Annotated in this window: 16 protein-coding genes; 7 read left to right on the forward strand and 9 right to left on the reverse strand. The window is 40.7% G+C overall.

Annotated features, from left to right (window positions below; all coding sequences use genetic code 11):
• Positions 1–257: 257 nt before the first annotated feature.
• Entirely contained in the window at positions 258–2,786 is a 2,529-nt protein-coding gene (locus tag QWZ01_RS18220; RefSeq protein WP_290325734.1) for a hypothetical protein, read from the forward strand.
• A gap of 15 nt (positions 2,787–2,801) precedes the next feature.
• On the opposite strand, the gene QWZ01_RS18225 is transcribed toward QWZ01_RS18220, so the two are convergent.
• Together QWZ01_RS18225 and QWZ01_RS18230 are read right to left on the reverse strand one after the other, a co-directional pair.
• Positions 2,802–4,553 carry a PQQ-dependent sugar dehydrogenase gene (locus QWZ01_RS18225; protein ID WP_290325736.1) on the reverse strand — a complete coding sequence of 584 codons (1,752 nt, stop codon included), beginning with the start codon at positions 4,551–4,553 and terminating at the stop codon, positions 2,802–2,804.
• Between the two features lie 126 nt (positions 4,554–4,679).
• Positions 4,680–5,396 (reverse strand): hypothetical protein, encoded by a 717-nt coding sequence (locus QWZ01_RS18230; protein ID WP_290325738.1) that lies wholly within the window; start codon positions 5,394–5,396, stop codon positions 4,680–4,682.
• Positions 5,397–5,539: 143 nt separating this feature from the next.
• On the opposite strand from QWZ01_RS18230, the gene QWZ01_RS18235 reads away from it, so the two are divergent.
• A complete protein-coding gene (locus tag QWZ01_RS18235; protein WP_290325740.1) occupies positions 5,540–6,859 on the forward strand; it encodes an amino acid permease in 1,320 nt (439 codons plus the stop codon).
• 355 nt (positions 6,860–7,214) lie between these two features.
• Here the strand turns inward: QWZ01_RS18235 and QWZ01_RS18240 are convergent, their stop codons facing one another.
• Both QWZ01_RS18240 and QWZ01_RS18245 read right to left on the reverse strand, forming a co-directional pair.
• Entirely contained in the window at positions 7,215–9,491 is a 2,277-nt protein-coding gene (locus QWZ01_RS18240) for a GH92 family glycosyl hydrolase (protein WP_290325741.1), read from the reverse strand.
• Between the two features lie 254 nt (positions 9,492–9,745).
• Complete coding sequence (locus QWZ01_RS18245; RefSeq protein ID WP_290325743.1) at positions 9,746–11,926, reverse strand: hypothetical protein; 2,181 nt, start codon at positions 11,924–11,926, stop codon at positions 9,746–9,748.
• A 498-nt stretch (positions 11,927–12,424) separates the two neighbouring features.
• Between QWZ01_RS18245 and QWZ01_RS18250 the strand changes: the two genes are divergently transcribed.
• Both QWZ01_RS18250 and QWZ01_RS18255 read left to right on the forward strand, forming a co-directional pair.
• On the forward strand, positions 12,425–15,223 hold the full coding sequence (locus QWZ01_RS18250) for an outer membrane beta-barrel family protein (RefSeq protein WP_290325745.1): 2,799 nt from the start codon (positions 12,425–12,427) through the stop codon (positions 15,221–15,223).
• Between the two features lie 2 nt (positions 15,224–15,225).
• Positions 15,226–16,002 (forward strand): GLPGLI family protein, encoded by a 777-nt coding sequence (locus tag QWZ01_RS18255; RefSeq protein WP_290325747.1) that lies wholly within the window; start codon positions 15,226–15,228, stop codon positions 16,000–16,002.
• 94 nt (positions 16,003–16,096) lie between these two features.
• On the opposite strand, the gene QWZ01_RS18260 is transcribed toward QWZ01_RS18255, so the two are convergent.
• Genes QWZ01_RS18260 through QWZ01_RS18280 form a run of 5 tightly spaced genes read right to left on the reverse strand, consistent with a single transcriptional unit; the run spans position 16,097 to position 21,505 of the window.
• Complete coding sequence (locus QWZ01_RS18260) at positions 16,097–16,885, reverse strand: SDR family oxidoreductase (RefSeq protein WP_290325749.1); 789 nt, start codon at positions 16,883–16,885, stop codon at positions 16,097–16,099.
• A 30-nt stretch (positions 16,886–16,915) separates the two neighbouring features.
• Positions 16,916–18,193 carry an L-fucose:H+ symporter permease gene (fucP, locus tag QWZ01_RS18265; RefSeq protein ID WP_290325751.1) on the reverse strand — a complete coding sequence of 426 codons (1,278 nt, stop codon included), beginning with the start codon at positions 18,191–18,193 and terminating at the stop codon, positions 16,916–16,918.
• Between the two features lie 40 nt (positions 18,194–18,233).
• Positions 18,234–19,445, reverse strand: a complete 1,212-nt coding sequence (locus tag QWZ01_RS18270; RefSeq protein WP_290325753.1) for a DUF6786 family protein — start codon at positions 19,443–19,445, stop codon at positions 18,234–18,236.
• Positions 19,446–19,452: 7 nt separating this feature from the next.
• Positions 19,453–20,310, reverse strand: a complete 858-nt coding sequence (locus tag QWZ01_RS18275; RefSeq protein WP_290325755.1) for a fumarylacetoacetate hydrolase family protein — start codon at positions 20,308–20,310, stop codon at positions 19,453–19,455.
• A gap of 22 nt (positions 20,311–20,332) precedes the next feature.
• Complete coding sequence (locus QWZ01_RS18280) at positions 20,333–21,505, reverse strand: glycoside hydrolase family 172 protein (RefSeq protein ID WP_290325757.1); 1,173 nt, start codon at positions 21,503–21,505, stop codon at positions 20,333–20,335.
• A 309-nt stretch (positions 21,506–21,814) separates the two neighbouring features.
• Between QWZ01_RS18280 and QWZ01_RS18285 the strand changes: the two genes are divergently transcribed.
• From QWZ01_RS18285 to QWZ01_RS18295, 3 genes are all read left to right on the forward strand, one after another.
• Positions 21,815–22,399, forward strand: a complete 585-nt coding sequence (locus QWZ01_RS18285; protein WP_290325759.1) for a Crp/Fnr family transcriptional regulator — start codon at positions 21,815–21,817, stop codon at positions 22,397–22,399.
• A 90-nt stretch (positions 22,400–22,489) separates the two neighbouring features.
• Positions 22,490–23,206 (forward strand): pirin family protein, encoded by a 717-nt coding sequence (locus QWZ01_RS18290; RefSeq protein WP_290325762.1) that lies wholly within the window; start codon positions 22,490–22,492, stop codon positions 23,204–23,206.
• Positions 23,207–23,304: 98 nt separating this feature from the next.
• Complete coding sequence (locus QWZ01_RS18295; RefSeq protein ID WP_290325764.1) at positions 23,305–23,607, forward strand: response regulator; 303 nt, start codon at positions 23,305–23,307, stop codon at positions 23,605–23,607.
• Positions 23,608–23,991 lie beyond the last annotated feature (384 nt).

Consider the following 23,991-nt stretch of genomic DNA (forward strand, 5'->3'; position numbering starts at 1 on the left):
AGTTATTCATTTTGTTCATTAAATATTATTTTAAAACCTATAGCTCTATATTGGATATAAATACGTCAAAACAGGCCCGAAACGCCATATTTAGGTAAATATGATTGCAACATTAATTGATATTACCCCCGTATAATAATTACGATCAATTAATTGTATAAACAACAAGAACCGAGCCTTCAGTTAATTGGCGTATTATTATCCATAACCAAATTGCAAATCTTATGATATCCTTTTCACCAGTTCAATTCGAAACGTTGAAATCACGTGTACTCGCAAATGCTAATATCAGAAGCATTACACCGGGCGATTGTAAGGCGCTTGCATTGCAGATCTATGTTAAAACTAAACTAACCGTTAGTGAAACCACTTTAAAACGGGTATATGGATTTGCTTACAGCAAATTCAAGCCTTCTTTGTTTACTATTAATGTAATGGCTAAATATTGCGGATTTGAAGGATGGGATAGCTTTTGCGAACAGGAAAGCCTTCCCGCCGAAAAATCACAAAATGAGCATATTGACTGGAGAACACTAAGTTATAATGCGGCAAAAATTACACAATTTACGCTGCAGGCCTTAAAAAACCGTTCAGGTATTCCCTTTAATCAAACCATTCGTCGAAAGTTTATCAATGATCATTTTGAGGAATTTTTAAGAGGCGACTATACTGCTACCGTGTTTGCCGCCCCCTCAGGCTATGGAAAAACAATTGGTCTTTGCCACTGGATAGACGAGAAATTAGACTCGGATAGTAACGACATCATCCTATTTTTCAGCAGCAGCGCCTTAATGAATGTTTTTTTAAGCGGCCGTGATCTTAACGACTGGTTACTGGCCCTGCTTGGATATTCGCATGAAGAAGATATTGAAGCACTGTTTGATATCAGTAAACGAAACGGTGGTAAGTTTTACCTCATTATTGATGGCTTTGATGAACATATGTTTAAGAATGACCAGTTTGAACTCGTTCTGACACAGTTGATGGATATTTTTTCCTTTTATCAATCACACGAGTGGTTTAAACTTGTTTTAACCATGCGCTCGGCCAATTGGATAAACAATAAGCATAATATGGAGTTTGGTTTAAAAAACTGGTACACCGGCTTTATTACAGACCATGACCTTACTACCAATGTACCCTTATTTAATATTCAGGAAATTAGGGATCTGTGCCGTACCATAAACCCCGGCATTCAGAACTTTATAGCCATTGATGTTGCCAATAATTTTAATCATCCGCTATATTTTCAATTTTATTATAAACAGCATAAAAATAACTTTTCGCTTAATAATATTGATAACATATCTATATATGAGCTTATTTCAATATTTATACTGAACAAGGTTTACCTGGGACATTATGCTACCGAAAAGGTACTCCTGCTTAAAGGCCTGGTTGATGAAATGGACTTTAAGGCTAATTTATATGAGCTTGATAAGTTTAAATGTAATGATAAGCTGAAGCAGTACAGCCAGGCTTATTATGAATTGTTAAGCATAGGCTTTTTGCGTGAGGTAAATACAAGCAATAATTTTCAATTTAAAACATTGGTTCAATTTGGTAACAACAGTTTCCTGCAATTTACTATTGCCAAAAAACTATTGATAGAAAACAACCAGCGGTTTGATCCTAACCTGATCAAAATAATCAATAACACCTTTAATCAAAGTGAGCATAAGCTGCCTGTTTTAAAATGGTGTGTAATGCACGCCGTTAAAAACGGACAACAGGAAAGCTTTGAACTTTTAGCGCAAGCCAGCCTTGACTCCAAGGAAAAATCAGAGCTCATCTTCTTTTTAGGTGACCTGCTTCAAAGGGTTGGGTTGGGCTCTGCTGATTCGGAGGCTACAGCAAATTTTTTTAAACAGGATTGCAGCGATGGGCTATTCTACTATTTCTTTGGTTTGGAGTTTATACATGCCGACTATAAGAGAGCCCTGCAAACATTACTAAGGTTTGAACTTTCCAATCATAAAAAAATACTTACCTACACTGCATTGGCAACTATAGCCATACTCCAATTGGATATTAAACAACTGGAAGATAACTTAACAAAGCTGAAAGGCTTTCAACAGCACGATTTTGAGCAGTTTAGCATAAACCCACTGCATTGCCTTAATTCTATTTATCAGTACCTTAAATATGGTATTGTAAGGAAAGATTTTTTTGCAGAAATAACCAGATTTTATTTTAACCCACCAAAGCAGCGGGAAGGTGCATACGATAAAAAAGCTAATGATCTTATTTACCTGCTGGCAGCCTATGCCACATTCATATGCAACAAGCCCCTTAAAACGTTAAGGTATATCAACGCTCTCAATAAAATTAACACCGAATCGTCATTTGCATATGGCTTCTTTTTGAAAATGGCACAAGCCGATAAATATTTTTTACTGGAAGAAAGAAGCAAATTACTGGATGTAACCGAACCCATTTCAGCCTCTTACAAAAAAGATGAACATCTGTTCACCTCTTTTATGAAATCGTTGTTTTATGGGCTTAAAATAAAGAATGCTATTATAAATACCGATTACTCTTCCATTATCGGACATTTAAATTGCGTGAATCAGATTTCTGATGAAACCGGAAACAGATTTCCTAAACTGTTCATCTATTTAACAATTTTAAATAATGAACAATTAATGAATGTGGATCCTCAGTTATACAAACATGTATCCTATAACCTTACCAAACTATTACGTGAGTGCGGTTTGGATCCTGATGTTTTTGTGACGCAGATAAAAACTGATGTCATGGCAGTAAAAGTTAGAATAAACCATTAACCTATTAAACATCTATTATTTGCCAGCCGTAAGGCTGGCTCTTACCTTTTTCACTTCCGAAGCCGTAACCAGGCTGCTGTTATTGCCAAAGTTGTTACGGATATAGGTTAAAATCTGGGCAATTTGGTCGTCTTTCAGGAAACTATGTTTAGGCATCACACTATTATAAGGCCTGTTTTTTACTTTGATCGGGCCCTCAAGTCCATTCAGTAACACTCTTATTGCCAAATCTTTTTCCATAAACTTGCCGCCAGTAACCCATTCAGAACCGGCCAACGGCGGAAAAAGATTACCATCACCCTTACCATTTTTTTGATGACAGTTGGCGCAATAGTTATTATATAACTGAGCTCCGCCGGTTAACATAGCGCTTGCCATATTATTACGCATTACATCAGGAAGTTTAAACCCGGGCAGCTTTTTCCGTTGTTCCATTTTAGCCAGTTGCGCTGTGTTAAATTTGGTTATATCACCCTGGTAAAATATTCGCCATACCCTGCCCTTTTCTGTTTCACTTACATATAATGAACCATCGGGGCCCATTGATACCCCCATGGGCCGGTAAAGCGCATCGCTTACGCTAACCACAGTGTTACGACCAGTAAAGCCATCAGCAAAAATCTCCCACTCCCCTGTTGGCTTGCCATTTTTAAACGGCACAAAGCAAACAAAAAAGCCCGCCTGTGGATAGGGTGAACGGTTGGTGGAGCCATGAAAAGCAATAAAGGCGCCATTCTTGTATCGCTCCGGAAACTGGTTACCTGTATAAAATAGCAGATCGTTAGGTGCCCAGTGTGCCTGGAAAGCCATAACGGGCTTGGCATATTGAGTAGTGTTCCCCGTCTTTTTTCCATCACCTCCATATTCGGGATTTAACACGAGCTTCTTTTTAAAAGGATCATAATAATAATATGGCCAGCCGGCATCCATACCTTGCTTTACTTTTAAAAACTCTTCTGCAGGTAAAACAGCACTTTGCCAGGGGCTAAATAATTTGGGGAATTGCAGGCGCAGATCGTCGCGCCCGTGCGCTACAACGTATAAACAACTATCGGCAGTGCTCCAGTCCATCGCAACTACACTCCGCAATCCCGTTGCATATCGTATACCATCTTTTTGAAGCTGGTTGTGCTTAGCTTCATCAAAGCGCCAAATGCCACCATATTCTTTTAACAGCGGGCAGCCCTTTATCCCCATGGAACCTGGCACCCTGTTTTGTAACTGGCATGCATTTGATGGCGCCCCAAAGGCCACAAACATGTGCCCCCTGTTATCAAAGGCAATAGGCTTTGCATCATGCTCATGCGGCGCGTTCTTATCATGCATGATCAGTTCCATTGGGCCATCAGGAACCAATGTTTTGGGGTTTAGTTTGATGCGATAAACGTTAACCTCCGAACTGAAATATAAATATCCCTTATGCACGCGCATGCTTGTACCGTATGAGCCCTTATCCTCATAATTGCCAAACTTTTTAATAATGTCGGCTTTGCCGTCATGGTTAGTATCCCGTAAAACAACATTCCCCCCTATTGAATCCGGGAATCGCAGCTTTACAAAAACATCTCCATTGGTATTAACCGCCAAATGGCGGGCCCGGCCCTCCAGGCTATCCACCACAACCACGGCTTTAAAATTATCAGGCAGGTACAATCCTCCATTATTTTTGCCCGCAACAGGCAACTTGTGCTGCATGGGTGCTATGGTGAAACTGAAAATAAAGAATGCGGAAACGGCTGCTAAAAATATAGGGGTGTATTTTTTCATTGAAGATTTGAAGAACTTAACTTTATTTAAACAACCGACATATCAGCTATAAAGGATTTTACGCCGGAAATGTTTAAATGCGGTTAAGTTTTTACTTGAATTGATCAAACCCGGCCATTTGAACCTCTATAATTTTCCCTTAACCCCGTTTTTACTCTTGAAGTCCTGATAGCTATTTTTAATATAGTTGATAAGGTCATAATCATTCATACTATTGAGTTGCTGTATAGTAGGATTATAATCTGTTCTGAAATCATCAATTTCATTAGCTTTAATAGGAACAATTTGTTTGATAAGCGAATCGTTAAAGCGCTTGTTAATTTCATTAGCCATTAACTCCCGCCTGGCAAAGCGATTAAACCGGCGGGCATCCTTTACTTCGCTCTTAAAATTCTCATAAATAAAAGTCATAGGTTTTAGAAACAAGTAATAGTAATGAGGTGTGCCTGTATAAAAAACGCTCTTTTTACGATAGCCCAGCTGGGTTTCCCTTATTTCCTGAAGTAACGTATTTCCTTTCACCACTACTTCGGCCAGTTCAATAAGGGGTTGGAGATATATTATTTTATCCGATAAATCAGTTACCACAAATTCAGTAGATAAATAATTAGGATCGGTAAATTGCAGTGTATCACCGGGTATGGCGGCTATACTGAAAACCCCTATTGTGTTTGATCGTACTTTAATGCCGCTGTGTTTATTTATTACACTTACGCTCCCCAGCCTCATAGCGCTGGCATTTTTAAGCACCAGCCCTTGCTGCACATGAGGCTGCTGGGCCGAGGCCACAACAACAATAGCAATGCAGATAATATAGGTCAATATAGCAGGCTTAAGTTTCATTGCTAATAAAGCTAACGTAACTATTTGGCTATTAGTAAATTTTAACATTTTTTAACTCCGATATGATTACCCGCTTATTTACCTCATTTTGGTGATAGCGTAAATAAATATGCTATCTTATCTTCGCAAAAAAATTTATCAAAATGCCTTCATCAGCTTCAGCAAAAAACAAATTAGGTTTATGGACAAGCAGCTCCTTAGTGGTAGGCAATATGATTGGCGCGGGGGTATTCTTAATGCCCGCGGCCATGGCCTCCTTTGGTAGTATAGGTTTGTTGGGCTGGGTATTTTCGACCATAGGTTCATTTTTCCTGGCCAAAGTTTTCAGTAACCTGAGCAAATTGCTGCCCCATGCCACTGGTGGGCCTTACGCCTATACACGCACAGGCCTCGGCGATTTTGCCGGGTTCCTGGTTGCCTGGGGGTATTACCTGGCTGTTTCATGTGCCAATGCTGCTATAACTATTTCCTTTGTAAGTGCATTGAGCACCTTTTTTCCGGTACTTGCATCAAGTGCCATTGCTGCTGTAGCCACTGGCTTGTGTACCATTTGGCTGCTTACCTATATTAATACCCGTGGTGTAGTTGCCGGTGGTAAAGTGCAACTGATTACTACCATTTTAAAAATAACACCGCTTGTATTGGTGGCCATTGGCGGTTTGTTTTTTATTAAGGCCAAAAATTTCAGTCCGTTTAATGGCAGCGGTACATCATTGTACAGCGCATTGGCCGCAACGGCAACCATGACCATGTTTGCGTTTATTGGTATTGAAAGTGCAACCGTACCATCGGGCAGCGTAGCTAATCCCGAAAAAACTATTCCGCGTGCTACTTTATTGGGTTTATTGATCGCTACGCTGGTTTATATATTAAGCAGTGTTAGTGTTATGGGTATTATCGCGCCAGCAGCTTTGCAGCGCTCAGTTACGCCCTTTGCCGATGCCGCGGTTGTGATTTATGGCAGCAACGCCCGCTACTGGGTAAGTGCAGGTATTGCCATTGCAGCCTTTGGCTCCCTCAACGGCTGGACGCTACTACAGGGTCAGATGCCCTTTGCCATTGCCAACGATAAACTATTTCCGGCAGCCTTTGCGCGTCAAAATAAGAAGGGTGTGCCTTATGTAGGTATTTTAGTGAGCAGCGTAATGGTATCAATTTTCATGAGCATGAACTACACCAAGGGCTTGGTTGAGCAGTTTAAGTTTTTACTGCTACTTTCCCTGCTCTCCATACTGATCCCTTACCTGCTTTCGGCAGCCGCATATTTGATCATCAGGGTAAAGCAAAAGCAGGTTAGTGATTTAAGCGGAGCAATAACTTTGGCTATCCTGGCTTTTGGCTATGCCTTGTGGACAATTGCCGGCACAGGTAAAGAGGCTGTTTATTACGGTTTTTTATTATTGATGGGTGGTATACCTTTTTATGTGTGGCTGGCTTATAAAAGGAATAGTGATGCGGAGTAATTAGCAGTTTTCGGTGGGCAGTTTGCAGTAACTAACTACAACCACATATAAAAGAGTCGTTGCGAGGTAGTAAGCAAAGGCCCCGTCTAAACTGCGAAGTATTCATGAACACAATTTTAAAATAAGCAATTGTGATTAATCTCCCCAAAAAGGGCAGACTTTAAAATATTTTAAAGCCCTCTCTTTTGGAGAGGGTTGGGTGAGGCTTTTTCTGCGAATCACGAAGCAAAGTCTTTCTCTAAAATCTATCAAAAAGGTGAGTATTAAAAAAACCTTAACCCACCTAAAGCAAAAAACCTGCGAAGTTTTAAAAAACTTCGCAGGTTTAATTTTGCACGTTGGCAGCTATCGAATTTTATTTCTCGTTCGACATTGAATAAGGCACATCGGCAGCTTTGGTACCGCGTACTTTATTTGGCGTGGCCGACATATCAAAGTTCAGTTCGGCACCATTCAATAATGCTTTATGACTTAACCAGTTGAAATCATAGGCTTTACCATCAACATTTAGCGCGTTAACATATTTATTATCAGCACTGTTTTTAGGTGCATTAATGGTGATCTTTTTACCATTTTCCAGATTAACTGTCAGTTTTTTAAATAGTGGTGCTCCTAATACATACTGATCGCTGGCTGGGGTTACCGGGTAAAAGCCCATTGCCGAGAACACATACCAGGCAGATGTTTGGCCGTTATCCTCGTCACCGCAGTAACCATCAGGTACCGCTTTATATAGCTTGTTCATGGTTTCACGTGCCCAGTATTGTGTTTTCCATGGCTCGCCTGCATAGTTGTACAGGTATATCATGTGCTGTATTGGCTGGTTACCATGAGCGTACTGACCCATACCGGCTATCTGCATTTCGCGGATCTCGTGAATGGTTACACCGTAATAGCTATCATCAAATACAGGTGGCATGGTAAATACCGAATCAAGCTTGGCTGCAAATTGAGGTTTGCCACCAACCAGGTTTATTAAACCTTGTATATCGTGGAAAACGCTCCAGCTGTAGTGCCAGCTGTTACCTTCGGTAAAGGCATCACCCCATTTAAACGGATTGAATGGTGTTTCAAACGAGCCGTCTTTATTTTTACCACGCATTAACTTGGTTGATGGATCAAACAGGTTACGGTAGTTCTGGCTGCGTTTTTTATAAATATCAATTTCTGATGCTGGTTTGCCTAAGGCTTTACCTAACTGGTAAATTGCAAAATCGTCATAGGCATACTCTAAGGTACGGGCAGCATTTTCGTTGATCTTAACATCATAAGGTACATAACCCAGTGTGTTGTAATAATTTACACCTCTGCGGCCTGTAGCGTTAGGGCCTTCGTTGTTGGCACCATGTTTAAGAGCTTGGTACAATGATTCAATATCGTAACCGCGTAAACCTTTTAAGTAAGCTTCGGCCACTACCGATGCTGAGTTGTTGCCTATCATACAATCGGCATAACCCGGGCTTGACCACTCCGGTAACCAGCCACCTTCTTTATATGAATTTACCAGGCCTTGCTGCATCTCTTTGTTCATTGACGGATAAACCAGGTTCAGGAACGGATAGAGTGCCCTGAATGTATCCCAGAAACCAGTACCCGCAAAGTAGTAACCTTGCTCCACCTTGCCGTTAATAGGGCTGTAGTGTACAGTTTGTCCTTTAGCATCAACCTCATATAATTTATTAGGGAAGAAAAGCATTCGGTACAAGCTTGAATAAAAAGTGCGGGTTTGGTCAATAGTACCGCCCTCAACGGTTAAATGGCTCAGCGTTTTATTCCAGGTTGCTTTTGCTTTTTGCTCGGTAGCATCAAAGCTATCATTAGCCAGCTCGCGTTTTAAGTTAAGTTCGGCCTGCTCCGTGCTGATAAATGATGAAGCCACACGTAAGTGAACCTGCTCGCCTTTTTTAGTTTTAAAGGTAAGCACAGCGCCAGCATGGTCGCCGGTGTACTCTAATGATCCGTCTTTTTGCCAATCGTGCCAGGTAGATGCTAATTCGAAAGGTTTATCTACATAAATAACAAAGTAGTTTTTGAAGTTAGCAGGCACCGCGCCGCTGTTGCGGGTGCTGTAACCGATGATCTTTTTCTCGCCGGGTATAATTTTAACATACGAGCCTTTATTAAACGCATCAATTATGATGTGCGAGCTGTCACTTTTAGGGAATGTGAACCGGAAATTAGCGGCGCGTTCTGTCGGGGTGATCTCTGTAGTTACATCATAATCGGCCAGGTAAACGCTATAGTAGTACGGCTTTGCTATCTCTGCTTTGTGCGAGAACCAGCTGGCGCGTTTTGCCTCATCTAATTTTAACGAGCCTGTTTCCGGGAATATGGAAAACATACCATAATCATTCATCCATGGCGATGGCTGGTGTGTTTGTTTAAATCCTACTATTTTATCTGAACTGTAAGTGTATTGCCAGCCATTACCCATTTTACCGGTTTGCGGCGTCCAGAAGTTCATACCCCATGGCAGGGCTACAGCCGGGTAAGTATTACCGTTTGAAAGGGCCGGTTTTGAGTCGGTACCCATCAGCGGATTAATGTAATCAACAGGATTCGTGGTACTGCCAACCTGAGCCGACGACATCAGGGGCAGAAAGGCAAATGCCAGGAGAAATATTTTTTTCATTACAACTTATTAAACTACTTTTCGGGGTTTGGTAAAACGATTAAGCAGCCTGCAATATACAGGCTGAAAATCATATTTATATCAGTATTTTCAAATAATAAAAATTACCTGTTAAGGTAACGTAAACGTTTGGAAATATGATGAAATTTAAATCATAAATTAACCATTCCCAAGCTGAGTCAATACCTTCAAATAACGCGGGGAAGAGCAAAATTTACCCCTCCCCGCGTATTATGATTCTTTATCTATCGGGTTTACCATTTCAAATCAACCTTAATACCATCGGGGCTATTGGCAAAACCAAGGTACAGGGTATTTGATGATGCATCCCATGACGTTTTTACATCGCTAATGGTTTGCCCACCGCTGTCAGTTACTTTTGTTTCCTTAGGTTGCCCGGGTAGCAGCACACGTACACTATTTAATGTTTTTGATGGACTTTTAGCCACAAATGAATAACTGTTATCCTGTGTTTGTTCGTCATATATCCTTGATGCCGATGCTAATACCTGCGGTTGTTTTTTGTTAGGCACGCGTTTCACTACATAAAGTAATGATTGCTCGCCAGGGTTAATAACCTTTTCAGCAAGTACCGGTAATTGCGGATCAAACAGATCAATCACCGGGCCTTTGATGGTGTAAGGCTTACTATCAGCGTTTTCATCCATTACAGAAACTACGTCATAAGGGCCGCGCTCCAGGTAAAGGTTATTTTTAAATGTAAGTTTGCCTGCCTTAGCATCTTTTTCATAAGCCTTTTTTACAGCATCAATGTAGGCCGCATCCTTATCAGCCTCCAATACATATTCTTTTGGATTTTGCTTCATTACATAAACCGCTCCCTTACCTACCTTAAATTGCTGATCGGCACCGGTTGGGTTGATATCCAACAGTTTAAACAGGTGCTGTGATGGCGCGCTGAATTTATTCTCATTCGTGTTCCACCATTCCATTACGGTTTGGTATGGATCATCATCACGCCCGCAATAAACCAAAACACCGCCTTGTTTTACCCAGTTGGCCAGGTAGGTGTGTACCGCTGCCGATACAGGTTTCATGTTCGAGTAACTCATCACCAGCACCTTAATATCTTTTAGAGAAGCAGGGTATTCGAGGTTTTCCATATGCACCGTTTGTACTGGAATGCCACGTTTTAACAAAGGCAGCGTTTGCCCGTAAAAGTTAGAGAACTGCGGATCTTCAAACCCGTTATGTGTCGGGAATCGTTGAAACATCAATGTGTTACTCATCAATACACCAATGTCGTTTACCCCGGTTACTTTATTGGTTGAAGCCGGCATGCTGTTTAATGCATTCACCATAATTTGCATCTGGGTTGAGTAATACTGAGGGATCAATACTTTGGTATCGCTGTTGGCAACCTTGTACGGATGAGTATAAATACGCTCGGGCCATGGCATTACTTCATAATCGGCAACCATAGGGTATAATAACTTTGCAGTAAAGGTGGCCTGGTAGTTCCGTTTGTAGTCGCTCCAGTCGCGCGGCCAATCCTCAATCGGGTCGGTCAGGAAAAACACCTTGCGGCCTGTTGGGGCGGTCATGGAAACTACCGAACCATATTCAAGAAATGCGTTTTCAAATACACGCTCCTTACGCTCGCCATTAAAAAATGTAGGCTCGCGTGACGTTCCCGTCCACACCTGCGCTATGTAGCCATCAATACCTGGCAGCGAAGCTAAACTTGCCTCCGGGCTTACAATTTGCCATGACGAATAATTTACCAGTGAGTGTGTAGCAATGAAAACTTTTATATCCAAGCCCTTACTTTTACCATACTCTTTAGCATAGTTGGATACCTGCTTAATGGTTTCATAATACAGGTGATATTTAAGCTTGCTTGACAGGTAGGTGTTTTCTGCCGATGCATCCTGTGGTTTCCAAGGGAAGCCGTAATATTTTTGCCATTGTTCTTTAAAGCCCGCGCTGTATCCGGCACGTGCCCAAAATTCGGGCTCTTCTAAAAAGATGGTGGTAATGCCCGCATTGATCACTTTTTTAACCACGGCGGTTTTCATGTATTCGATAAACGAATCATCGGGCACTACATAAGGCATATCTTTCCCGTGGAAGATGGTATCTCCTTTCATGGTTACCTGGCCTACGCCAAGGTGATTTTTACCATCCCATTTACCCAAAAAATAATCTTTATAGTCGCCCCAGGCTATCCCGGTCATGAAGTTTACCTGATAGCCATGATCTCGCCAGGATTGCACTCTTTGCTCAAAGGTAAGGCCCGGGCGATCATTAGCCCCGTAAACAATGGCAATATCCGATCGCAAATCAATTTCGGGGATCCATGGGCTTCCGGTTTGGAAAGCTGTTTTTTCCGGCAGTTTAACAGGAGCCGGGCTTTGCGCATAACCGGTAGCAGATAAAGCAACAAGGCAACAGGAAAATAGAATGTTTTTCATAGATATTATTACGTTTTTATACCTGCACCAAGTAAACCATAGGGCCCCTCCTGCATACATGTACATAAAATTTTAAGGAGCGTTACCGTTTTAACGTGGCTATAATTATAATAATTTAAACCATAAGCTGCACATACTCTTATTTTAAGTTCATCTGCTTTTTGTTCGCGGCATTTTAGCAGTTCACTAATTCAATAAGAAACTTTAAGCTTTATCATCATCAATAATACTATTTAACTATTGTAATTTTTCATGGTAAAATATTATTATCGAAATTATATTTTTTATTACTACCAGCATATTATTTCAATACTACACAATCCAACTAAATCATTAATAATCTTAGGATTTATCACACCTCTCGTTTTTAAAATAAGTAATTAATAATAAACAACTTATAAAAGTTAACAATTATTAAATGTTGAAATAACAGCTTAAAATGTTAAACCCTTTTAAATACTAAGGTTTTAGTTATACCTTGCGATCACAAATAACCTTATGAAAATCACAATTACTGCATTAATAATACTTTGTATAAGTACTGTTTCGGTATTAGCACAAAGCAATTATTCTATCAGGGGCTCGGTTGCTGATACGGCCTCTAATTCTAAACTCACTAATACTACTGTTAGCGTATTAAATGCCAAAGATTCTATTCTTCAAAAATTCACCAGGGTTCATGATGGTAATTTTGCGATGAATAATCTTAAAAAGGGGAAGTTTATACTACTGGTTACCTATCCCGGTTATGCTGATTTTGTTGACCGCTTTACACTCGACTCGGTACATACCACACATGATTTTGGCAGTATTAAAATGACATTGAAAACTAAGCTGCTTGCCGAAGTTATAGTTAAAGCCAAAGCTGCGGCTATTAAAATAAAAGGTGATACCACCGAGTTTAATGCTGCCGCGTTTACTGTACAGCCAAATGCTAAAGTTGAGGATTTGCTTAAAGAGCTCCCCGGAATACAGGTTGATAAGGACGGCAAAATTACCGCGCAGGGCCAAAGTGTAAATAAAGTATTGGTTGACGGAGAAGAGTTTTTTGGCGACGACCCAACCCTGGTTACCAAAAATCTAAGGGCTGATATGGTTGATAAGGTTCAATTGTATGATAAAAAAAGTGACCAGGCATCATTCACCGGGATAGACGATGGGGTAAAGAATAAAACCATCAACATCAAACTAAAGGAGGATAAAAAGAATGGCTACTTTGGCAAAGTAGATGCAGATGGCGGTACAGATAAATATTATCAGCAACAGATCATGTTTAACCGCTTTAAGGCTAAACAAAAGTTTTCGGTTTATGGCACCATTGGTAATACCGGAAAAACCGGCTTAGGTTGGCAGGATAATTCAAAATACGGAAGTTCAGGCGGTCTTGAATTTGGTGATGGTGGTGAAGTATATTTTTATGGCGGCGGCGGTGGCGATGATGGGCTCGACTCATTCAATGGGCAGTACAATGGGCAAGGTATACCACTGGCCAGAACGGGTGGTCTGCACTATGATACCAAGTGGAATAGCGACAAAGAATCCATCAACACCAATTACAAAATAGGTTCATTAAATGTGGATGGAACCCGCAATACACAAACACAAAACAACCTGCCGCAAACATTTTTCAACAGCAACAGCGACCAAACTTTTCATAATCACATTTTCAGGCAAAAGCTTGATGCTACCTATCAGCTTAAGTTAGACACTTCATCAAACTTAAAGCTGATGATTGACGGCACTACCAAAACTACCGTAACTAATAATGAATATAACACAACAAGCTTACGTAGGGACAGCTCTTTACTTAACAACAATAAGCGCACTACTACTAACAATGGCGATCAAAAGATTTTAAACGCCAGTTTACTTTACACTAAAAAATTCAAAAAAACCGGTCGCAGTTTTTCTGTAAGTATAACTGAAGCCTACAATGAGAGTAAATCAAATGGTTTCCTGAACTCGGAGATCAATTACTATAACAACCAGAGCAAACCCGATAGTACTCGAAAAATTGACCAGTATAAAACCGGCTTAAGCAAAAGCTCTATTCTTAACACAAACATTACCTATTCTGAGCCCATAACTAAAGTATTTTCTGTACTCTTCAATTATGGCCTTAATGTTAATAACGGCCGGTCAGACAGGCGTTCATTTGATATGTCTGGTGCTGATCAATATAACTTGCTGGATAGCAGCCTGAGCAATAATTTTAAGCTTAACCAGCTATCAAACCAGTTTGGAGCAGTTTTTAGTTACAAAAAGAAAAAATCAACCTTCAATTTTGGCAGCAAGGTATCAACTGTAAATTTCAAACAGATTGATGAATTTACCAACAATACGCTAACTCGTAATTTTGTAAACTGGTATCCTCAGGCTACGTTTATGTATAAATTTTCGCAGCAGGAAGCTTTCAGGATAAACTATAATGGCAATACTACCCAACCCGGTATAGATCAGATACAGCCTGTTCGGGTAAACACAGATCCGTTAAATATTACACTCGGCAACCCTGATCTTAAACCTTCATTTACCAACCGCATTAGTGCAAGTTACAGTTCTTATAAAGTAATCAGTGGGCAATCTATATGGATTAATGGTTCATATTCGCGTACTATTAACCCTATCGTTAATAACGTAAACACAGATTCTGCCGGGGTAAGTACCTACCAATCATCAAATTTGAAAGGGCACCAAACAACTAACTACTATTTTAGTACTTATTTTGATCAAAAGATACCTAAAGTTGATATTAATGCGGGTATTGGTTTAAACATGAATGGAAACAACTATTTTAACCTTACCAACAATCAACTCAACGAAACTAAGGCCAATAACTATTCTGCAACCGTAAGGATATCAAAGTATAAACAAAAAAAATATGATTTTTGGGGTGGTGCAGGCCCAACCTATACAGTAAACTCTTCATCGTTACAACAGATCAATAATAACGGACGCGGGTTTAACGCTTATGCAGGCTTTAATATTTACCTGCCTGCCAAATTCCAGATAGGTAGCGATGCCAACTACCAGTATAATGCCCCAACCCAATCCTTTAACCAGGATTTTAGGCGCACCACTTTAAATGCCAACATTACCAAGTCTTTCATGAAGGATGAAAGCTTGAAAATTAGCGTTTCTGGCAACGATCTGTTAAATCAGAATACAGGATACAATCGTACCGGATCTGCCAATATTTTAACCCAGGAACGATATACTACTATTAAAAGATATTTTATGCTTTCCCTCGTTTGGGATTTTAATCATATGGGCGGCGGAGCACCTAAAAAGCAATAATTATGAAACAAATTATATTATTTACAGCCGTAATTTTCATGCTTGGCAACAACGGATTGTTTGCTCAAAACAAGCATTTTACTGAACATGGCTCCATTACGTTTGAAAAAACGATCAACATGTTTGCACTATTTCAAAAGCAGATAACCAAGGATAATGAAAGCTTTTTAAGGCCGGCCTTTGATTCCTATAGAAAAACGCAAAAACAGTTCAAGGTATTAAAGAGCACACTTAATTTTGATAATAACAGAACTCTATTTACACCTATTGAGCCCGAAACCCAATCTAATGGATTTTTTGGTGACAGTCCTATGGCCAACCAGGTAAATACCATTTATACCGATTTGGCAACCAACACTATCATTAATCAGAAAAAGGTATTTGAAGAAACCTTTTTGGTTAAGGACAGTACACGAAAAATTAACTGGAAAATCACCAGCGAAACACGCGACATTGCCGGTTATACCTGCCGCAGGGCCAACGCGCTGATATTGGACTCGATTTACGTGGTTGCCTTTTACACAGACGAAATACCCGTTACCGGGGGGCCAGAATTTTTTAACGGCTTGCCTGGTATGATACTGGGGGTAGCCCTTCCACATGAAAATGTTACCTGGTTTGCCACCAAAGTTGAGGATATACCAATTGAAGAAAAAGCATTAGCCGCTCCAAAAAAAGGCAAAGCTGTGAATAACAAATCGCTTTATACCACCCTCACCTCTGTAATGAAAGATTGGGGCGAATACGCGCAGAAATATCTTAAAGCATTTATAATGTAGCGCTAAGTAAATATTAAGCCCTCACATTATATATTGCTGTAAAACAAAGAAGCCATACATTTAAATGTATGGCTTCTTTGTTTTATAATTGGTTTTAAGCGTTGGCTAATGCCCTATCCAAATGAACATAACCACCGTCAACATATATAAGTTGCCCTGTGGTATGGCTTGATCTTGGCGATAACAGGAACGCTGTAGTATTCGCAATTTCCTCAGATGTGGTCATGCGGTTGCCCAGTGGTATCTTTGATTCTATTTCACGCAGTTTTGCTTCCGGATCACTTAGTGTTTTTATCCAGTTGGCGTAAAGGGGTGTCCAGCATTCGGCTACTACAATGGCATTTACGCGCACGCCATATTTCAAAAGTTCAACGGCCCATTCACGGGTTAAAGCATTACGGCCACCATTTGATGCCGCATAACCTGATGTATGCCCCTGCCCGGTATCCGCAGTTTTTGAGGTTATGTTCAATATAGCTCCCTTTGATTTTTTTAGCTCGGCCAATGCATGGTGGGCCATCAGGTAATAATGCACCACATTTTTATGCAGCGAAGCTATAAAAGCTTCATAGTCGCCACTCTCTAAACCCACGCCATCATTTACACCAGCATTGTTCACCAAGCCATCTATACGGCCAAACTGGGCAACTACAGCCTTAACCGCATTTTCGCAGGCTTCAGGATCTGTAAGTTCTGCCACAACCTGGAAGGCTTTACCCCCGGCTGCTTCTACCTCGTGTACCACTTTTAAGTTATCAGCCTCCACACGGCCCACTATTACAGGTACAGCACCCTCGCTCGCCAGCACTTTTACAATGCCCTCGCCAATGCCCTTGGCACCACCTGTAACTATAATTACTTTATCTGTGAGTTCTAAATTCATTGTTATATGTTATAATTATTTCAATACTTATTAATGTGAAACAGATAGTTTTACCTCTTTTACTTTCAGATTCCGAATGGCAAAATAAAACACAAACAGAAAACAGGCTGCCGGTACCAGGTAAGCAATCTGAATATTGGTTAGGTCAGATACACGACCCATAATTGGCGGGAAAACCGCACCACCCACAATAGCCATGATCACCAGGGATGAACCCTCCTTCGTTTTTGAACCCAAACCACGAATACTTAATGAGAATATGGTCGGAAACATGATCGACATAAAAAACTCTACCGCTATTAAGGCAAACACCGGGAACTTGCCATGAAGGAAAACCGAGATCACAATTAAAGCTACATTGGTGATACCATAAATTGCTAACAGCCTTACCGGGTTAATAAAAGTCATTAAAAATGTACCTACCAACCGGCCGGCCAAGAATGCAAATAGAGCAGCCGATAAATAAATCGCGGCCAATTTTTCGTCCATCCCCGCCACGCGTTCCGAAAAACGGATAAAAAAACTACCTACACAAGCTTGCGCTCCTACATAAAAAAATTGGGCTATAACACCGAATCTTAAATTCTTCTCTTTAAATAATGCGCTTATTCTTTGTATCAAAGGCAAGCTATCGTGCAGTTCCATACCCTCACCCTCCTCAACAATTTGGGGTAAGTGGGTACGGTATAAAAGTATGGCTACAACCAACACCACAACACCAATAATGATAAAAGGTAATTGAACTGATGATGCTTCTTTAAGCAGATAGGTATTCAACTGATCTGCCGACATGGCTGATTCTTGTGCGGACGTTAATGTTTTACCCGATAAGATCACATTACCACCAATGTATGCTGCAGATACAGCTGCAAAACCGTTAAACATTTGTGCAAAGTTTATTCGCTGAGTAGCACTTTTTGGATCGCCCAATACCGTGATGTACGGATTGGCAGCTGTTTCTAAAAAGGCAGCACCCGAAAATATGATAAACAGCGCGCCCAGGAAAAAAGCGTAATTCCTCACTATTGATGCCGGGTAAAACAAAAATGCCCCTGCCGAAAATAATACCAATCCTAATAAGATCCCCCCCTTGTAACCATAGCGCTTCATGAACTGCGCGGCAGGTATCGGCAATAAAAAATAAGCGATATATGATGCCGAATCAACCAGTGATGATTGCAGGTCTGTCAACTGACAGGCCTTTTTTAAGTGAGGTATCAATATCGGATTAAGGTTTAATGCAAAGCCCCAAATAAAGAACAGGGAGGTAATGAGTGCTACTGCAAATAAATTTTTGTCTTTGGCCATTTGGAGGGTTGGTAATTGGTTTATAATTAGGTTTTATAGTTTACTTAAATGTGGTTGTAATATCATGCAATGAAATACCAAGTGTCTTGATCGCTATTTTATTTAAAGCTTCTTCATCACCTGTAAAATGGATTACGCTGTGCTGATGCGATAAGCTTTCACCTGGCTTTAAAAACGCCGCAGGCGATACGCTTTCCAATTCATAAAAAGGGCCCATCTGGCTGCCATTGGCCAATGGCCCGTCGTTGTAAGCATTAACAGCATCGCCGGTAAATGGCTCGGTATCGGGTTTCCATTCCTGGTTTAAATAATCGGATTTACTGTCAAGAGTAAAAAGGGTAATAGTTAGTACCTTGTTGGCTTCATCATAACTACCGGCCATATTTTTGGCATGGTTCGGTGGAAGGCCTAATTTTCCCCTTGATTTTCCATCGGCCTTGAACAATAAAACAGCGTTTTTATAAGCTATCCTGTTATTAGCAATTTCTCCAAAGTAATTTGTGGTTGCTATTTTGCCCGTTGCACCTTCTTGGTAAGGTACAACAATTACCGTTTTAGGCGATGGAGTAAACATATCCAGATTCCACAGGCAGGGTGCACCGCTGGTTTTATCCCAGGTATTGTCTCCGGCATTAGTAATTTTGTTTTGAGTACTGAAACCTACAGATTTTATCTTATCAGTCAATTCAATTCCTAAAGTCTGTTGTATAAATTTCGGTTCCAGTATTTCAATATCACGTTCTAACTTTATAGAAAGTTTAGTACCTGCATAGTTTAGCAGCTGAGTAGTTTTACTGAGTGAAACCTTTGTTCCTGACGATGTAACCTTTTGCCAGCTTTCATTATCAACAGCTGCCGGAGTATGCCAGTTTTCAAACTCCATTTTGGTTCCGGGCTTAAAGAACAGGGAAAACCTGCCACCCTCCGGGCCAAGCCAAAGCCTGTCTTCGCCGCCAAAAGCGTTCATATGTTCATCCGGATGCGGGGCATCAAAGGTTTCATACTTTATCCAACCAAAGCTTTTTCCTTTAAGCCCATTGGCTGTTGAGGTAAAAACCTTAGCCTGGTATTTGGGCGAAACAATGATCTGGCTGTTGCCATCCTCATTTTTTAAAACAACAATACTATCCCTGGCTTTTAAAAATTCCAGATCATACCCAAAAGTTCCTTTAACGGCTGGTTCCATTTTTATATCGCATGCGCTGAAAACGGTGATCACTATAGCAAAAAGTAAGGTTTTGGCCGTTTTCATGCCCTAATTATTTATGTTTTGGATTCAGGTTAATAGTGTTGGTCAGGGTACCAATCCCGTCAATGGTGATCTCCACCACATTTCCCTGCTGAAGCGTGAAAGTGGCCGGAGGAACCAAGCAGGTACCTGTCATTAAAAAACTACCTGCTGGGAAATCACATTCGCTGTATAAATAACCTGCCAGTTCGGTAAAGGAGCGTTTAATGCGCGATACGGTTGTAGCATCTTCATAAACAATTTCATTATTTCGCCTGATGATCATTTTAATGGCCGATTCTGTAGCTATTGGTGTTGGCGATACCAGTAAACATGGGCCAAGGGCAGCGCTCCGTTCGTATATTTTAGCCTGCGGCAAATACAGAGCATTTTCCCCTTCAATGCTGCGCGAGCTCATATCGTTACCAATAGTATATCCCTGAATAGCTCCTTTAGAATTGATGAATAGGGTAAGCTCAGGTTCGGGCACGTTCCATTCGGAATCTTTACGAATATAAACTTCCTGACCCGGCCCAGCCACACGGTACGGCATGGCCTTAAAAAACAACTCGGGCCTTGGGGCATCATATACCTTATCGTATAAACTCGCACCGCCAGATGTTTCAGACTCCTCCATACGCGCGTCCCTGCTTTTGAGGTAGGTAACACCTGCTGCCCAAACTTCCTGGCTGCCAATAGGCGCTAACAGCTTTCCATTTAAAAATTCAGCTTTTACCTCTTCGCTTACCGCTGTAGTATCGGCAGATACCTGTTGAAGGTATTCGGCCAGATTATCGCGATTGATCAGGCTGTCCCATTCATCATCAATAATATAAGCAGCGTTGTTATGTTCCAATAAAATGCCCTTAGCTATTTTGTACAGTTTCATCAGGTAGATTTATATTCAACATTTAATTAACTTCCAGTTGATCACGTGAGGGGAGTTTGGGGAAAGGCCCGTGCGGTTCGGTTTGATACCAGAATACAGTTGAAGCAATATCATCCTGCAACGGCATATATCGGCCATCATGCCGCCAGCCCAATGCCTGAATAGTAACCTTAAGGCTTTTCTCAAACCGGATAGGATCGGTAATATGCCAGCGGTATAAGCCAAAACGTTGTGCTATGTTATAATGACCATCTCCGCGGATCACCTGGTGCAGGCCGCTGTAGGGGCTGCAAAATTCTGTGTATTCGGTTTTCTCTTCTTCCTTGCCGTTGGCATCTTTATGATGAGTATCAAAATCATATGATCCGCAAAAGTAGTCTTCCGTTCCGGTTCCGTTTATAGTAGGAAATTTGGTATCGCCATCCATAAAAAATTTGATCTCACCCTCGCCCCACCAGCCGTTTTTGTTGGAGCCATAAGCGAGATAAGTTCCCACATACTGGCCTTTACCCTGTATGCTATCAACCAAAACAAAATCTTTTTTATAGGGTAGTGGGTTAACGCGCCTGAACTGTGCATGGAAATAGCCGGCATCATCCGGTACCTGTGTAAGCGTATAATCAACCTGATAATATAGCACCATGTCTTTATCGTCGATATTCTCCATAGTTATGCGGCATTTTTTACGAAAAGGCATCGGCCAATAACAATTGAACGCACTGCCGGGATTAACAGCCACAGCCAACGATTGAAGGGGAGCATATTTGCCCCAACCCATGCCAAAAAAATCACCAACAGGTACTTCTACAGATGGGGTGGTTTCGTCGTCCCAATAAAAACGCAGTATAGAATAACGCCAGTTGCCGGTAGGTGTCATCCAGATATGCTGAATAGCTCCCGGGCCATCAATTTCGGCAATAGTATATGTAGTTCCTTTTTTGACAATTACACTTGGGCTCACCTTCCAGGTCTGGCCCAGATCGCGCGAAGCATTAGCTCCCGTTCCGGTTGTGGCCATGCCACCCTTTCCCTTTTCACCATTAAAATTTTCAGGACTGATAGATCTTGTTTTAGCATCCGATAAACGGTAAATATTACCCAGGTTTACATCAAGTCCGTTAAATTTTTGCTGTGCCATTGCCGGCGATGTAAAAAGAACAATCATCCAGATCACTAAAGCATAATTCTTCATCATAAGGTTACCTATTAATAATTACTTCATGCATTTAATTGGAAATGCAATTTAGGTTCAATGTGTATAAAATACCTTCGCAATAAGGGCTTCAGGTATTCACAATCATATCAATAATTTTTAATTTATAAATCCTGCTTTATGAGCATAACATACCTTTATTTTGGCATCAATAACTTCATTAACATCGGCACAGGCACAATTACAGGTTTACTAAAGCTAATTTACATTTTATTAAAAAGAAACATCATTCTTGAAATAATAATTACCTGCACCATTGCTCATTAAAGCAAATAAAACTCATTTTTGCATATGCCACTTAACCTCATACTTCAGAATATAGCCAAACATATCAATCTAACTAAAGAAGAGCAGGATGTATTTACCGCATATCTTCAAACCAAAAAGATAAAACGTAAACAGTTTTTGCTTACCGATGGTGATATATGTAAATATTCGGCCTTTGTTACCTCGGGCTGTTTAAGGGGGTATACTGTGGATAAAGGTGGTATTGAACATGTGCTGAACTTTGCCCCGCCCGATTGGTGGATAGCTGATATGTATAGCCTGTTATCGCAAAAACCAGGCATGCTGAATATTGAAGCCTTGGAAGATACCGAGGTATTATTACTCTCAAAAGCCAACCAGGAAAAATTATACCTCGAAATACCTAAGTTTGAGCATTTCTTCAGAATACTTGTTGAAAACTCATTGGTAGCCAGTCAGCAAAGGCTCATCGATGGCCTTAGCCTTACGGCTGAGGAACGTTACAATAATTTTTGTAAGCGATACCCAACCCTGATAGATAATTTACCCCAAAAGCAAATAGCATCATACATTGGCGTAACCCCAGAATTTTTTAGCCGCATGCGCAGTGAAATGATCAAAAGACGATAATAATATCTTGATTATTATTTCTTAACCTACATCAAGTGCCCCCCATTTTGTGTACCGTAAATTTGATATATAAATCAAAAGGTAAACATCATGTCACAAACGATTTTACATAAGGCCGAAACCCGCGGTCACGCAAATCACGGGTGGTTAAGCAGCTATCAGTCATTTAGTTTTGCAGGCTATTACAATCCCGAAAGAATGAATTTTGGCGCTCTGCGTGTATTAAACGATGATACCGTAGACGGCGGAATGGGTTTTGGCGAGCACCCGCACGATAATATGGAGATCATCTCCATACCGTTAGAGGGCGACTTACAGCATAAAGACAGTATGCATAACAAAGCTGTTATAAAAAACGGCGACATACAAGCCATGAGCGCCGGTACCGGTATTTACCACAGTGAATACAACAACGACAGAAACAGCGATGTGAAGTTTCTGCAGATCTGGATATACCCTAACAAAAGAAATGTAACGCCAAGGTATGATCAGATAAGCTTGAACTTAGCAGACAGACATAACAAATTACAACAAGTATTATCCCCAAATCCGGACGATGCCGGTGTTTGGATACATCAGGATGCCTGGTTTCACTTAGGCAAATTTGATAAAGATATCAGTACCGAATACACTATTAAAAAAGAAGGTAACGGCGTTTATGCATTCATTTTAGATGGCGAAGTTGAGATAAACGGACAAGTACTAAACAGCCGCGATGCACTGGGTATTTGGGATACTGATCAATTTACCATTAAGGCAAACACTGAAGCCGAGTTCTTGCTGATTGATGTACCGATGAAATTTTAAGATCTTTTTTGATGATGAGTGATGTTGTCGGTCCCGTCTCTGCTTTGATGATGCAGGGATGGGTTTCCGGCAAAACTTGTAACCATAAACATTAAATCATGAACCAAACACAGATATTAGTAATAGGCCGGCATCCCGAGATATTACAAACCGTGGTACGGCTGGTAAACAATAATCCGGATTGGAAGGCAACCGGATGCATTACCGATGAAGAAGCAGTTGCTGCCTTCAATAACCAATCGTTTAAATTGGTATTATTGGGAGGAGGAATTGAACCATCTTCGGAAGATTCATTAGCAGCCTACTTTAAGTCAGCTAACCCCAACATTAAGATAGTACAACACTATGGTGGTGGAAGTGGGTTATTAAGTGCCGAAATCTACGAGGCATTAGGAAGATAAAGTCTATTAAAAAAAATATATAAGAAAGTCCAACTCAGTTTTAAGAGTTGGACTTTTTCATTTACCGTCTTTTATAATAATATACTCATCATTAAGAAGGAGCCGAAGGGATTCGAACCCTCGTCCAAATAGCTATTAAGGAAACTTGCCGCATACTTAGCTGTAATAAAGTTAAATGCCACGTATTGATATATACGCAGAATTTTCAGCATTGACAGGATTTTGTCAGAGAAGTAAATCAGATGCACCACAGTGCATAGGTACTCAGCAATGAGCCTGTGTTCACGAACATTCAAAAGCGGTTAAGTAAACCAGTTTTGACTGGTTACCAAAAAGCATGCTGTATAAAAAAGCCCTTGACTGGAATCCAGCAAGGGCATGATT

The organism is Mucilaginibacter aquaedulcis (assembly GCF_030409325.1).
In the GTDB taxonomy this organism is placed as follows: domain Bacteria; phylum Bacteroidota; class Bacteroidia; order Sphingobacteriales; family Sphingobacteriaceae; genus Mucilaginibacter; species Mucilaginibacter aquaedulcis.

Excerpts from the sequence above, each read along its gene's own strand:
- QWZ01_RS18225 (WP_290325736.1), bottom strand. The coding sequence starts at position 4,553 with ATGAAAAAATACACCCCTATATTTTTAGCAGCCGTTTCCGCATTCTTT.
- QWZ01_RS18230 (WP_290325738.1), bottom strand. The coding sequence starts at position 5,396 with ATGAAACTTAAGCCTGCTATATTGACCTATATTATCTGCATTGCTATT.
- QWZ01_RS18235 (WP_290325740.1), top strand. The coding sequence starts at position 5,540 with ATGCCTTCATCAGCTTCAGCAAAAAACAAATTAGGTTTATGGACAAGC.
- QWZ01_RS18240 (WP_290325741.1), bottom strand. The coding sequence starts at position 9,491 with ATGAAAAAAATATTTCTCCTGGCATTTGCCTTTCTGCCCCTGATGTCG.
- QWZ01_RS18245 (WP_290325743.1), bottom strand. The coding sequence starts at position 11,926 with ATGAAAAACATTCTATTTTCCTGTTGCCTTGTTGCTTTATCTGCTACC.
- QWZ01_RS18250 (WP_290325745.1), top strand. The coding sequence starts at position 12,425 with ATGAAAATCACAATTACTGCATTAATAATACTTTGTATAAGTACTGTT.
- QWZ01_RS18255 (WP_290325747.1), top strand. The coding sequence starts at position 15,226 with ATGAAACAAATTATATTATTTACAGCCGTAATTTTCATGCTTGGCAAC.
- QWZ01_RS18260 (WP_290325749.1), bottom strand. The coding sequence starts at position 16,885 with ATGAATTTAGAACTCACAGATAAAGTAATTATAGTTACAGGTGGTGCC.
- fucP (WP_290325751.1), bottom strand. The coding sequence starts at position 18,193 with ATGGCCAAAGACAAAAATTTATTTGCAGTAGCACTCATTACCTCCCTG.
- QWZ01_RS18270 (WP_290325753.1), bottom strand. The coding sequence starts at position 19,445 with ATGAAAACGGCCAAAACCTTACTTTTTGCTATAGTGATCACCGTTTTC.
- QWZ01_RS18275 (WP_290325755.1), bottom strand. The coding sequence starts at position 20,310 with ATGAAACTGTACAAAATAGCTAAGGGCATTTTATTGGAACATAACAAC.
- QWZ01_RS18280 (WP_290325757.1), bottom strand. The coding sequence starts at position 21,505 with ATGATGAAGAATTATGCTTTAGTGATCTGGATGATTGTTCTTTTTACA.
- QWZ01_RS18285 (WP_290325759.1), top strand. The coding sequence starts at position 21,815 with ATGCCACTTAACCTCATACTTCAGAATATAGCCAAACATATCAATCTA.
- QWZ01_RS18290 (WP_290325762.1), top strand. The coding sequence starts at position 22,490 with ATGTCACAAACGATTTTACATAAGGCCGAAACCCGCGGTCACGCAAAT.
- QWZ01_RS18295 (WP_290325764.1), top strand. The coding sequence starts at position 23,305 with ATGAACCAAACACAGATATTAGTAATAGGCCGGCATCCCGAGATATTA.